Annotated in this window: 11 protein-coding genes and 2 pseudogenes; 6 read left to right on the top strand and 7 right to left on the bottom strand. The window is 72.0% G+C overall.

The window, feature by feature from the left end; translation table 11 throughout:
* The first annotated feature begins 297 nt into the window (after window positions 1–297).
* Window positions 298–879, top strand: a complete 582-nt coding sequence (locus BZL64_RS33320; RefSeq protein WP_086772833.1) for a biotin transporter BioY — start codon at window positions 298–300, stop codon at window positions 877–879.
* A gap of 91 nt (window positions 880–970) precedes the next feature.
* Here the strand turns inward: BZL64_RS33320 and BZL64_RS33315 are convergent, their stop codons facing one another.
* Window positions 971–1,696 carry a hypothetical protein gene (locus BZL64_RS33315; RefSeq protein ID WP_086772832.1) on the bottom strand — a complete coding sequence of 242 codons (726 nt, stop codon included), beginning with the start codon at window positions 1,694–1,696 and terminating at the stop codon, window positions 971–973.
* A 377-nt stretch (window positions 1,697–2,073) separates the two neighbouring features.
* On the opposite strand from BZL64_RS33315, the pseudogene BZL64_RS33310 reads away from it, so the two are divergent.
* Window positions 2,074–2,718 (top strand): annotated as a pseudogene (locus BZL64_RS33310) (serine/threonine-protein kinase); the annotation flags it as partial.
* A gap of 51 nt (window positions 2,719–2,769) precedes the next feature.
* On the opposite strand, the pseudogene BZL64_RS33305 reads toward BZL64_RS33310, so the two are convergent.
* The 5 genes and pseudogenes from BZL64_RS33305 to zapE all read right to left on the bottom strand — a co-directional run.
* Window positions 2,770–3,573 (bottom strand): annotated as a pseudogene (locus BZL64_RS33305) (slipin family protein); the annotation flags it as partial.
* Between the two features lie 171 nt (window positions 3,574–3,744).
* The gene (locus tag BZL64_RS33300) at window positions 3,745–5,202 is read right to left on the bottom strand and encodes a SulP family inorganic anion transporter (RefSeq protein WP_086772831.1); all 1,458 of its coding nucleotides are present in this window, start codon (window positions 5,200–5,202) and stop codon (window positions 3,745–3,747) included.
* An 8-nt stretch (window positions 5,203–5,210) separates the two neighbouring features.
* Entirely contained in the window at window positions 5,211–5,801 is a 591-nt protein-coding gene (locus BZL64_RS33295) for a carbonic anhydrase (protein WP_086772830.1), read from the bottom strand.
* 78 nt (window positions 5,802–5,879) lie between these two features.
* Window positions 5,880–6,287, bottom strand: coding sequence for a hypothetical protein (locus BZL64_RS33290; protein WP_086772829.1), 408 nt, complete (start codon window positions 6,285–6,287; stop codon window positions 5,880–5,882).
* Between the two features lie 181 nt (window positions 6,288–6,468).
* Complete coding sequence (gene zapE / locus BZL64_RS33285; RefSeq protein ID WP_086772828.1) at window positions 6,469–7,575, bottom strand: cell division protein ZapE; 1,107 nt, start codon at window positions 7,573–7,575, stop codon at window positions 6,469–6,471.
* A gap of 37 nt (window positions 7,576–7,612) precedes the next feature.
* Here zapE and BZL64_RS33280 point away from each other — a divergent pair, with 37 nt between their 5' ends.
* From BZL64_RS33280 to msrB, 4 genes are all read left to right on the top strand, one after another.
* Window positions 7,613–8,467 carry a pyrimidine reductase family protein gene (locus tag BZL64_RS33280; RefSeq protein WP_086772827.1) on the top strand — a complete coding sequence of 285 codons (855 nt, stop codon included), beginning with the start codon at window positions 7,613–7,615 and terminating at the stop codon, window positions 8,465–8,467.
* A 223-nt stretch (window positions 8,468–8,690) separates the two neighbouring features.
* Entirely contained in the window at window positions 8,691–9,164 is a 474-nt protein-coding gene (locus BZL64_RS33275) for an indole-3-glycerol phosphate synthase (protein ID WP_208639572.1), read from the top strand.
* A 389-nt stretch (window positions 9,165–9,553) separates the two neighbouring features.
* Window positions 9,554–10,942 carry a UDP-N-acetylmuramate--L-alanine ligase gene (gene murC, locus BZL64_RS33270; protein ID WP_086772825.1) on the top strand — a complete coding sequence of 463 codons (1,389 nt, stop codon included), beginning with the start codon at window positions 9,554–9,556 and terminating at the stop codon, window positions 10,940–10,942.
* 33 nt (window positions 10,943–10,975) lie between these two features.
* Window positions 10,976–11,383 carry a peptide-methionine (R)-S-oxide reductase MsrB gene (gene msrB, locus BZL64_RS33265; protein ID WP_086772824.1) on the top strand — a complete coding sequence of 136 codons (408 nt, stop codon included), beginning with the start codon at window positions 10,976–10,978 and terminating at the stop codon, window positions 11,381–11,383.
* A gap of 33 nt (window positions 11,384–11,416) precedes the next feature.
* Here msrB and BZL64_RS33260 read toward each other — a convergent pair.
* On the bottom strand, window positions 11,417–12,374 hold a 958-nt coding region (locus BZL64_RS33260), incomplete at its 5' end, for a lysylphosphatidylglycerol synthase transmembrane domain-containing protein (protein WP_425276098.1).

The following is a 12,374-nucleotide window of genomic DNA, read 5'->3' as shown; positions in this document are numbered from 1 at the left end:
CCGAGACGGATGCCCGCGCGCCCCGACGCGCCGCCCGAGACGGATGCCCGCGCGCCCCCGACGTGCCGCCCGGTCCGATTGGCGAAACCCTACAGACGCCCGCCGAGCGCCCCGCGTTGCCGCCACCACCCCACCTCAGTGACCAGGGTCACGCCGTACCGCGTGTAACCGCCCGCCTTTGTCCGGAGCCCACCAAGCCCGTGCTCGCCCGTTTGTCGACCACTGACGGAGATCGGTCCGAGTCCCCTGGGATAGCGTCACGGTGTCCCCGAACCGCACCTACCTCGCGGAGTCCCCATGAGCACCGCCGCCGCCACCTCCGTCAGCCCCGGACGGGTCCTCGCCGACCTGATCCCGGCCTCCCGCGTCCGCGACATCGCGCTCGTGCTCGGCGGCGCCGCGCTCACCGGACTCGCCGCCCAGATCGCGGTCCCCGTGCCCGGCACACCGGTCCCGGTGACCGGCCAGACCTTCGCCGCCCTGCTGGTCGGCACGACCCTCGGCGCCCGGCGCGGCTTCCTCTCCCTCGCCGTCTACGCCCTGGTCGGCATGGCGGGCGTGCCGTGGTTCGCGGAGGGCGGCTCCGGCGCGGGCGCGGTCTCCTTCGGCTACGTCCTCGGCATGATCCTCGCCTCGACGGTGGTCGGCGCCCTGGCCCGCCGCGGCGCCGACCGCTCGGTCCCGCGCATGGCGGGCACGATGCTGGTGGGCTCGGCGATCATCTACGCGATCGGCGTGCCCTACCTCGCCTACGCCGCCGACATCTCCGCCTCCGCCGCGATCGCGGCCGGGCTGACCCCCTTCCTGATCGGCGACGCCCTCAAGGCCGCCCTGGCGATGGGTCTGCTGCCCACCGCCTGGAAGCTCATCAAGCGCTGAGACAAGGGCAGTTCAGTTCACCGGAGAGGCTCGCCGGGGCACCGAAAGGTGACCATGGCGGGCCTCTCCCGCGTCTCCGCCCGGTACGGCCTCAGCGCCCGCGGGCCTCCGCCCGTCGCCGGGACCACCACAACCCCGCGGCGCCCGCCGTGAGCAGGGCCGCGCCGGCGGCGCCGAGCGGCAGGACGTCCCGTCCGGGAGCGCCGGTGCGGGGCAGTTCGCCCCCCTCCGGCGCCACGGGCGTGTTGTCGGTGCCGAGGAGCAGTGGCGTGGCGGGCGCGTTCGGCGACGGGTTCGTCGTACCGAAGGGCACCGGCCCCTGCTGCCAGAACGTCTTGGACCCGTCCGAGGTCTGGACGGGCAGACAGATCTTCCCGGTGCTGCCGAGATCGAACGTCGCGTCGGCGGCGTACGACTTCGAGGCCCCGGCCGCCAGATTGTCGATGGGGCAGGAGAAACCGCTGTTGGAACCCTCCGGGAGATCTCCTTCCGCGATCTGTGAACACCCCGGAACGCCGGTGACCTTCAGCCCGTCGAAACCGACGACCAAAAGCCGAATGGCACCGCTTTCCTTGGTCCCGCCATTTTTCACGGTGGCGGTGATCGTCGTTTTCCGCGACCCGTTGTCGACGGAGATCTTCTCGGGCAGCAGCGTGGTCAGTTCCACGCCCGCGGGCGCCTGGTCGACGGCCTTTCCCCCCTTGTCGCTGCCGGGTTCCGGGCCCCTCGCCACGGCAGGCACGGTAAGGATCATCACCGCTGAGAAAGATGCCGTGACCAGCGATCCGGCGATGGTCGTCATGCGACGAGAACTCATGTTCGTCCCCCTTGGGTGCGCCTGAATTCGCACTACCCGAAGAGGTACCACAAGATTTCTCCGCACTATGCTGGCACGGCGTCAAGTGTGACCATTGTGTGCCGGTGGAAGGGCAATGGAGGGGGTGCGGGACGTTGCCGGGAAACAGGGGAGGAGCGGGAAATGCGGGAGACCCGGGAAATTGGGGTGACCCGAGGGCCGCGGGAGCCCTGGGGAATTCGGGGCCGCCGGGAAATTCGGGAAATGCGCGAAACGCGGAAACTCCGCGGACTCGGGGGGCCGACGGCGATTCGCGTGGCGTGAGGGGCGGCGAAGGCGTCCCCGGGCTGCTGGTGGCGGGGCGCTACCGGCTGGTGGAGAGCATCGGCGAGGGAGGCATGGGGCGGGTGTGGCGGGCCGTCGACGAGATGCTCGACCGGCTCGTCGCCGTGAAGGAGATGCGCATGGACGGCATCGACGTGGAGGACTCCCGCACCCGCCGCGAACGCACCCTGCGCGAGGCTCGGGCGACGGCCCGCATCGACCACCCCCACGTCGTACGCGTCTACGACGTCGTGGACGAGAGCGAACGACTGTGGATCGTCATGGAGTTGGTGGCCGGCCGCAGTCTGGAGCGGATCACGGCCGAGACGGGCCCCCTCGGCCCGCGCGAGACGGCCCGGATCGGCCTCGGCCTGGTCGCGGCCCTGCGGCAGGTGCACGCGCGGGGCGTCCTGCACCGCGACATCAAACCGGGCAACGTGCTGGTGGAGGACGCCGGACAGCGCGTCGTCCTCACCGACTTCGGCATCGCCGCCCTCCAGGACGCGAAGGCGCTGACGATCGTCGGCATGCTCGTCGGCTCCCCCGACTACATGGCCCCCGAGCGCATCGCCGGCCGCCCCCAGGGCCCGCCCTCCGACATCTGGTCCCTGGGCGCCACCCTCTGCGCGGCCCTGGACGGCCACTCCCCCTTCTCCCGCGAGACGACCCTGGCCACACTGCACGCCGTCCTCTACGAGGAGCCGCAACTCCCCGCCCACGTGGGACAGTTGCGGGAGATCCTCGCCGCATCCCTGGAGAAGGAGCCCACCCTGCGGGCCGGCCTGTGGCGCTTGCTGTTGCTGAAGCTGGGGTTGTTGCTGGGCGCGTTCCAGGAAGCGCAGCAGCTCCACCGGGAAGGGCAGTACGAGGGTGGAGTTCTTCTCGGCGGCCACCGCAACCACCGTCTGGAGGAGCCGGAGTTGGAGTGCGGAGGGGGTGTCCTCCATCTGCTGGGCCGCCTCGGCGAGCTTCTTCGACGCCTGGAGTTCCGCGTCCGCGTTGATGATCCGGGCCCGCCGTTCACGGTCGGCCTCGGCCTGGCGGGCCATCGAACGCTTCATCGTGTCGGGCAGCGACACATCCTTGATCTCCACCCGGTCGATCTGCACGCCCCAGCCCACCGCCGGACTGTCGATCATCAGCTCCAGGCCCTGGTTGAGCTTCTCCCGGTCGGACAGCAGATCGTCCAGCTCGCTCTTGCCGATGATCGACCGCAGGGAGGTCTGCGCCATCTGTGAGACGGCGAAGCGGTAGTCCTCGACGTTGACGATCGCCGCCGCCGGGTCCACGACCCGGAAGTAGACGACCGCGTCGACCCGCACGGTCACGTTGTCGCGGGTGATGCCCTCCTGCGCGGGCACGGGCATCGTCACGATCTGGAGATTGACCTTGCGCATCCGGTCGATGCCGGGGATCACCATGGTGAAGCCGGGCCGGCGCACCTCGCCGGCGACCCGGCCGAGCCGGAAGACCACCCCGCGCTCGTACTGCTTGACCACCCGCGCGGCCGCCAGCACATACGCGCATCCTGCGACGCCGACCGCCGCGGCCGCAGACAGCAGCTCCTCGACCATGACGACCTCCTCCAGGAGAGGCCCGAAACGCCTTTCCTGCAAAGATATGCCCGCCGTCGGGTCCGGGGCCACGGGGTGTGCGCGGCTGCGTACGGGTGTGCCGACGCCTTGCGGCAGGGCCCTGCCGAAGACCTTTGCAGATCCGCCTCCGGCAAGGCCCCACGCATCGGCCTACGCGGCCGTGGTGACCCGTACCGGTTCGGTGCCCGCGTCGCTGTGCCGTTCGGCCCAGTTCTCCAGCGCGGTCCGGCAGGCGTGGTCGAGGTGGTGCAGGCCGGAGAGGTCCAGCTCGACCGGGCGGTCCTGCGGCAGGGCCTCCAGGCTGTCCAGGATCTTCGGCAGCCGGAGGAAGGTCGCGTTGCCCGACAGGTACGCCTGGACGGGTCCCGCGCCCTTGTCGACGATCTCCATCTTGATGTGTGAGGCCTCCCAGGCCGTCTTGACGATCGCCAGCGCGAGGCCGATGAGGACGCCCTCGAACATGCTGACCGCGACGATCGACACGGCCGTGACGACCAGGATGAGCGCCTCGCCGCGGTGCTCGCGCCACAGCGACACGAGTCCGCGGACCGGGACGAGCTTGGCTCCCGCGTGGACGAGGATGCCCGCGAGGGCCGGGATGGGTATGTAGGCGAGCACGTTCGGCAGGAGCGCCGCGAAGAGCAGCAGCCAGACGCCGTGCAGCACACGGGACGCCTTGGTGCGGGCACCCGCCTGGACGTTGGCCGCGCTGCGCACGATCACCGCGGTCATCGGCAGGGCGCCGAGCGCGCCGCAGACGGCGTTGCCCGCGCCCTGCGCCAGCAGTTCCTTGTCGTACTCGGTGCGTGGTCCGTCGTGCAGCCGGTCCACCGCCGCCGCGCTGAACAGCGACTCGGCGGACGCGATCAGGGTGAAGGCGACGACGGTGCCGAGCAGGCCGATGTTCGCCAGTTCGCCGAAGGCGTCGAGGGAGGGCGGCTGGATGGAGCCGAGCAGGCCGTGCACCTCGACGGTGGCCACGGGCAGGTCGAGCACCAGTGCGGCGAGCGTGGCGAGTCCGACCGCGGCGAGCGGGCCGGGCACCGTGCGCACCTTCGCCGGCAACCGCTTCCACCCCACGAGGACGGCGACGGTGCCGGCACCGACGGCGAGCGAGGCGAGCGCGCCGGTGCTGCCGAAGGCGTCCACGAGAGCCTCCGGCAGCCCCGCGATCTTCGCCAGGCCGGATTCGGGGGCCTTGGCGCCGATCAGCGAGTAGAGCTGTCCGGCGATCAGCACCAGGCCGATCCCGGCCAGCATGCCTTCGACGACGGAGACGGAGATGGCCCGGAAGTAGCGCCCCAGTCTGAGGGCGCCCATCGCGATCTGGAGCACGCCGGTGGAGAGCACGAGCACACCGAGGGCGGGCAGCCCGAACTCCCGTACCGCTTCGAAGACCAGCACGGTCAGACCGGCCGCCGGCCCGGACACCTGGAGGCTGCTGCCCCGCATCAGACCGGTGACGAGGCCGCCGACGATGCCGGTGACGAGCCCCAGTTCGGCCGGCACCCCGGAGGCCACGGCCACGCCGACGCACAGCGGCAGCGCGACCAGGAAGACGACGAGGGAAGCGGCGAAGTCCTGCTTGAGGTGGGGGAACTTGGTCATCGGGGTCCTCACAGGGCCTCGAAGGAGTCGGTGTCGACGCGGTGTTCGCGTACGGCACCGGTGTGCACCTCGTAGTACCAGCCGCGGACCCGCAGCCGGCCGTCCGCCAGCCGCTTGTCCACGCAGGGGTAGGAGCGCAGCCGCAGCAGCTGGGCGAGGACGTGGTGCTGCACGGCCCGCGCGACCGTCGGATCGCCGGCGTCGGCGGGTTCGACGGCGGTGGGTCCGTCGGCGGCGTGCGCGAGCCAGGCGCGCACGGCGGGGACGGAGTCGAGGTCGTCGCCGCGTACGAGGGCGCCGACGGCGCCGCAGTGGGAGTGACCGCAGACGACGATGTCCCGGACGCCGAGCACCTCCACCGCGTACTCGATGGTGGCGGCCTCGCCGGTCGGGGATTCGGAGACGTAGGGGGGAACGATGTTTCCGGCGGTGCGCAGCTCGAACAGCTGGCCGGGGCGGGCGCCCGTGATCAGGGCGGGGACCACCCGTGAGTCGGAGCAGGTGATGAACAGGACCTCGGGGGACTGGCCGTCCGCGAGCCTGGCGAACTCCTCAGGGCGCTGTCCGAACGTGCGGGCGTTGTCGATGAGGGGCTGCATGCGTGGTGATTCCTCCTGGCGCGCCGTGGGGGCGCGTCGGATGGGCAGGACAGGTGGGGGCTGTTGTTCGCGCCGCTCTCAGCAGCGGAAGACCTGAAGTGCCGCCGGAGCGTGGGCCGTCGAGGATCTCGACCAGTGCCGGTGGTGCTCGGCCCGGTGGGCGGGGTGGTGCCCGGCCGCCTGGTTCTGGACGGACCGGTCCCGCTCGGGTTGCTGGGGCGCCGGTCCGGCCGTGACGGTGGTGCGGTGCCGGTCGCGGGTGCCCAAGGGGCCGAAGGGTTCCTCGGACCGGCCGCAGGGGCGGGCGCCGAGGATCTCGTCGCGCGCGGGCTTGGCACCGGGCTTGATCCCGGGCTGGGTCTTGGCCTCGACATGACGGGCCGTGTGCGCTTGTGCGAAGGAAGACGTGAGTGCGAAGAACGGGAGCGCGAGCAGGGCGGCGGCGACGAGCGACACCAGGGTCCGGGCCGTCTTACCTCGGAACATGCGCCCCCTCCCGGCACCTCACGCCTCTAGTCCGGACCAACGGTTGGTCAACCACTGGTCAAGAAACACGTTAACCCTGCGAAGTTGTTTGCAGGGTTAACGCGGCGTTTCGAGAGAAAGTGCGCCTCAAAACGGCGGGTCGGGTGGCGCGAACCGGCCCTTACCCGCGGTCGTACGACGCTCAGACAGGCTCGACGAGCCCCTTGGCGTCGCGGGCCAGCGCCGTGAGGCGGGAGATCGCCCGGAAGTACTTCTTGCGGTAACCGCCGTTCAGCATCTCCTCGCTGAACAGGCGGTCGAACGGCAGTCCGGAGGCCAGCACCGGGACCTCGCGGTCGTAGAGCCGGTCGGCGAGGACGACCAGGCGCAGGGCCGTCGACTGGTCGGGAATCGGCTGGACGTCGGTGAGGCAGACCGCTTTCAGGCCATCGGTCAGCGCGCCGTAGCGGCTGGGGTGGACCCGGGCGAGGTGGTCGAGGAGGTGCGGGAAGTCGTCGAGCGAGGAGCCGGCGGTGGCGTACGCCGCCTTGGTGACCTGTTCCTCGGAGTACGGCGCCGGCGCCTCGGGCAGGCCGCGGTGGCGGTAGTCCTCCCCGTCGATGCGCAGGGCGCGGAAGTGCGCGGACAGGCCCTGGATCTCGCGCAGGAAGTCGGCCGACGCGAACCGGCCCTCGCCGAGCTTGCCCGGCAGGGTGTTGGAGGTGGCAGCGAGGGCGACGCCCGCCTCGACCAGCTTGCCGAGCAGCGTCGAGACCAGGACGGTGTCGCCGGGGTCGTCCAGCTCGAACTCGTCGATGCACAGCAGCCGGTGCCCGGAGAGGGTCCGCACCGTCTGCTGGAAGCCGAGGGCGCCCACCAGGTTCGTCAGCTCGACGAAGGTGCCGAACGCCTTGAGCTCGGGCTCGGCCGGGGTGGCGTGCCACAGGGAGGCCAGCAGGTGGGTCTTGCCGACGCCGTACCCGCCGTCCAGGTAGACACCGCGCGGGCCGGCCGGCAGCTTCGGCGCCTTCGCCCGGCCGAAGCCGAGGAACCCCCGTCTGGCGGTACCGACCGCGTGCGCTCCGCCGAGCCCCGCGGCGAAGTCCTCCAAGACCCCCACCGCCTGGACCTGGCTGGGCTGGTTCGGGTCCGGGATGTACGTGCTGAAGCGCACCGAGTCGAACCGGGGCGGCGGCACCATCTCCGCGACCAGCCGGTCCGCGGGGACACGCGGCTCACGGGCGCAGAGGGACACGGGGGCCGCGTCGGCTATCGGTTCGAGGCCTGGGGCGGGCTGGGAGGACGACACGGTTCCCCATGGTAAGCGCCGTGCCAGACTGCCAGGCATGCGACGGCTGTTCCCTGTGACCGACGAGACAGTGACCGACCGGACGGCGGCCGACCCGACGCCCGCCGACCTTGCTGACGAGGGGGGTGTTGCGCGGGGGGCCCAAGTGCGGAGCCCCGGCGGGCACGAGTGGAGCCTCGACGAGATCGCCGACGCCTACGCCTATCCGGAGCCCCGGCCCGGCGAGCCCGTGGCCTGGCTGCGCGCCAACATGGTCTCCACCCTCGACGGGGCCGCCCAGCACGACGGACGCTCCCAGCCCATCTCCAGCGCGACCGACATGCGGGTCTTCGGCACGCTGCGGGCGCTCGCCGACGTGGTGATCGTCGGTGCCGAGACCGTACGGCAGGAGCAGTACCGTCCGGCCCGCGCGCGTGCGGAGTTCGCGGAGCGGCGGGAGGCGGCCGGACAGGGCGTCGCCCCGGCGATCGCGATCGTCAGCGCCGGCCTGGACCTGGACTTCTCGCTGCCCCTCTTCACCGCCCCGCTCGTCCCCACGCTGATCCTGACCGGCGCGGCGGCGGCCCCCGACCGGGTCGCGGCGGCCGAGAAGGCGGGCGCCCGCGTGGTGACCGCGGGCGACGGCATGGGCGTCGAGCCCGCACGGGCCGTCCGGGCCCTCGCCGGCCTCGGGCACACCCGGCTGCTCACCGAGGGCGGTCCCCGGCTGCTCGGGCAGCTGGTGGCCGCCGGGGTGCTCGACGAGCTGTGCCTGACCGTCTCCCCGATGCTCACGGCGGGCGGCGCGCAGCGGATCGCGGGCGGACCGGCGGTCGCGGTTCCGCAAAGGTTCGCACTGGTGTCCCTTCTGGAGGAGGACGGGTTCCTCTACAGCCGGTACGGGCGGGCCTGATGTGCCAGGTGGAAGGGGGTGTGAGCCGGTGCGGCCGGGGAAGGCGGGGGCGACACTCCAAGAAGCCGAATTCGGCGGAATCTGCCGTTCCGGTTAGCTTCGGGTGGGCAGACTAAGACACGCAGACCCCGTGCGAACGCGGGGAAGGATGGTTTCCGCAGGGCCTTGACGGCCCACGGAGGACTGAGGGCCACGGGGGTCCTCGAAGGAGAATGAGGCGCTGGTGTTCACAAGCGTTTTGATGATCGAGAAGGCCCTGACGTCCGCCGACGTGGAGTTCGTCACCACATTGCACGGTGAGGAGCCGGTCTCCTTCCACGTACTGCTCCAGCCTCGCGGCGATCAGGCGGACCGCTTGCTGCGGGCCATCGACGACGTCGCGCTGGGCGAGCTGGACGAGGCGGCGAAGGAGCGCGAGACGCCCGAGGGCGAGGAGGCCAAGGGGTTCGGGGTCCGGGCCCTGGACGTGTCCCTCCAGGCGCTGCAGGCCGCCGGCAGCGAGGCGGTGGGACGGCTGGTGGAGGACCATCCGCTGGACGCGCTCAAGGCACTCGTCGAGGAGACCGGCGCGGACGAGGTGATCGTCCTGACCGATCCGCACTACGTGGAGGAGTTCTTCCACCGCGACTGGGCGTCGCGGGCCCGGCACAAGGTGGGAGTGCCGGTGCTGAAACTGTTCTCGCACAGCAAGGTGTGACTGCCGCCGGCTGAGGGGGCCGCGCTCTGGCGCCGTGGGAGTGCGGGTGGTTGGGCGGCTGGCGGTCGTGTGTGGCTGGTCGCGCAGTTCCCCGCGCGGTGGCTGCCGCCGGCTGGGAGTGGGTTGGGGCGCCGTGGGGATGCGGGTGGTTGGGCGGCTGGCGGTCGTGTGTGGCTGGTCGCGCAGTTCCCCGCGCCCCTGAGGTGGGCTGTGGTGGGCCTTGCGGGATGGGAGGGGGCGGTGGTGTCGCCGTGACCCTGGGGCGGCCACCGGTGCCTTGCGGGATGGGGGACGGTGGTGTCGCCGTGACCCTGGGTCGGCCAGGGGTGCTGTGCGCCATAAGGTGGGGGCGTCACCGTCGTACCGCATCGCATCTGGGAGAGACACGCATGGCACCCGGCCTTCCTACCGCCATGGACCGACCGCACTTCATCGGCATCGGCGGGGCCGGGATGTCCGGGATCGCCAAGATCCTGGCCCAGCGCGGGGCCAAGGTTGCCGGCAGCGACGCCAGGGAGTCGGCGACCGCCGAGGCGCTGCGCGCGCTGGGGGCGACCGTCCACATCGGGCACGCCGCCGAGCACCTGGCCGACGACGCGAGCTGTGTGGTCGTGTCGTCGGCGATCCGCGCGGACAACCCGGAGCTGGCCCGCGCCGCGGAGCTGGGGATCCCGGTGGTCCACCGCTCGGACGCCCTCGCCCGGCTGATGGACGGCCTGCGGCCGATCGCCGTCGCCGGCACGCACGGCAAGACCACCACGACCTCCATGCTGGCGGTCTCCCTGTCCGAGCTGGGTCTGAACCCCTCGTACGCCATCGGCGGCGACCTGGACGCGCCCGGTTCCAACGCGCTGCACGGCGAAGGCGAGATCTTCGTCGCCGAGGCCGACGAATCGGACCGCAGCTTCCACAAGTACGCCCCCGAGGTCGCCATCGTCCTCAACGTGGAGCTGGACCACCACGCCAACTACGCGTCGATGGACGAGATCTACGAGTCCTTCGAGACGTTCGCCGGGAAGATCGTGCCCGGCGGCACGCTGGTGATCTCCGCCGACCAGGAGGGCGCGCGGGAGCTGACCCGGCGGGTCGAGGGCGTGCGGGTGGTGACGTACGGGGACGCCGAGGACGCCGACGTGCGGGTGCTGTCGGTCGTGGCGCAGGGGCTGAAGAGCGAGGTCCGCGTCCTGCTGGACGGGCAGGAGCTGACCTTCACGGTCTCCGTGCCCGGCCGCCACTACGCGCACAATGCCGTCGCCGCGCTGGTGGCCGGCGTCGGTCTCGGGGTGCCGGCGGCCGAGCTGGCGCCCGCGCTCGCCGCGTACACCGGCGTCAAGCGCCGCCTCCAGCTCAAGGGCGAGGCGGCCGGTGTGCAGGTCATCGACTCCTACGCGCACCACCCGACGGAGATGACGGCCGACCTGGAGGCGATGCGCGCCGCCGCGGGAGACGCCCGCATCCTCGTCGTCTTCCAGCCGCACCTGTTCTCCCGGACCCAGGAACTGGGCCAGGAGATGGGGCAGGCGCTGGCCCTCGCGGACGGCTCCGTGGTCCTCGACATCTACCCGGCCCGTGAGGACCCGATCCCCGGCGTGACCAGCGAGCTGATCATCGACGCCGGGCGGGCCGCGGGCGCCGCGGTGACGCCGGTGCACGACAAGGACGAGGTGGCGTCGGTGATCGCGGGAATGGCCGGACCGGGTGATCTGGTTCTCACCATGGGCGCGGGTGACGTGACGGACCTGGGCCCGCGCATCCTGGACCGTCTCGCACAGAAGTAGACGGCAGCAACAGAAGCAGAGGGGTTGGCCACCATGTCGTACGACGTCGAGAAGCCCGACGAGCAGTGGCGGGCGGAGCTGACCCCGGCCGAGTACGCCGTACTGCGCCAGGCCGGGACCGAGCCCGCGTTCGTCGGGGAGTACACCGACACCAGGACGACCGGCGTCTACTCCTGCCGGGCCTGCGGCGCCGAACTCTTCACCTCCGACACCAAGTTCGAGTCTCACTGCGGGTGGCCGTCCTTCTTCGACCCGAAGGACACCGACGCGGTGGAGCTGATCGACGACCGCTCGCACGGAATGGTGCGGACCGAGGTGCGCTGTGCGCGCTGCGGCTCGCACCTCGGCCATGTCTTCGAGGGGGAGGGTTATGCCACCCCCACCGACCAGCGGTACTGCATCAACAGCATCTCGCTGCGGCTGACGCCGACCGAGGGCTGACAGACACCTCTCACGGAGCGTCGCCCCCGCCCCTCACAGCGCCTTCCGCTGCACCAGCGCCGACAGCACCAGCATCCCCGGCAGCAGCGGGAGCCAGACCGTCAGGACGCGGTAGCCGATGACGGTGGCCGTGGCGAGGGCGAGGGGCGTGCCGTAGCCGGCCAGGGTGAGGACCAGGGCCGCGTCGACGGGGCCGATGCCGCCGGGGGCCGGGACCGCGCCCGCGGCGGTACTGGCGGCCAGGAACGCGAACACCAGCTGCGGCCAGGACAGCGGGACGCCGAGCGCGGTGCCGACCGAGGCGACGACACAGGCCTGGAGCAGCGGTGCCGCCATCGCCCCGCCCCACAGCGGGAGGAAGCGGCCGGGCCGGGTGTGCAGCTGCCGGGCGTCGGTGAGGGCCGTACGGACGAAGTCCAGCGCCGGCCGGCGCAGGGGCCGTACCAGCGTCAGGACGACCGTGGCCGCCGTCGGCGCGAGCAGGATGCCCCCGACGGCCAACAGCAGGGTCCGCCCGTCCGGGAGGACCGTGACGGGCGGTACGGCCGTGGGGGCGGCCAGTACGAAGGCGAGCAGCAGCGGCGTCTTCGCCAGGGCTCTGACCAGGGAGTACAGGGCGATCGAGGCGCTCGCGCGGGAGAGCGGGACGCCTTGGCGCAGGAGAAAGCGGACGGTGACCGCGTGCGCGCCGATGCTCGCCGGCAGCAGGTGGTTCGCGGCGCCAGCGGCGATCTGGGAGGCGAGCAGCAGGCCCTTGGGCAACCGGTCGGGGACCGCGCCCTGGCGGACGCACGCGGCGGCGACCCAGCCCAGGCAGGTGAAGAGAAGTCCGGCCAGCAGCCACCAGGGGTCGGCGGTGGTGAGGCGGGCGGCACCGTCGCGGACGGCGTCCCAGTCGACGGCCGCCCAGATCCCGAGCAGTAGGAGGGGCAGCAGGCTCAGGAGGTGGCGGGCGGTGGCGGAGCCGAGGGCGCGGCGGGCGGCCGAGGCG

It is taken from the genome of Streptomyces bobili (assembly GCF_002154575.1).
In the GTDB taxonomy this organism is placed as follows: domain Bacteria; phylum Actinomycetota; class Actinomycetes; order Streptomycetales; family Streptomycetaceae; genus Streptomyces; species Streptomyces bobili.
This window is presented reverse-complemented; position numbering and strand designations above follow the sequence as displayed.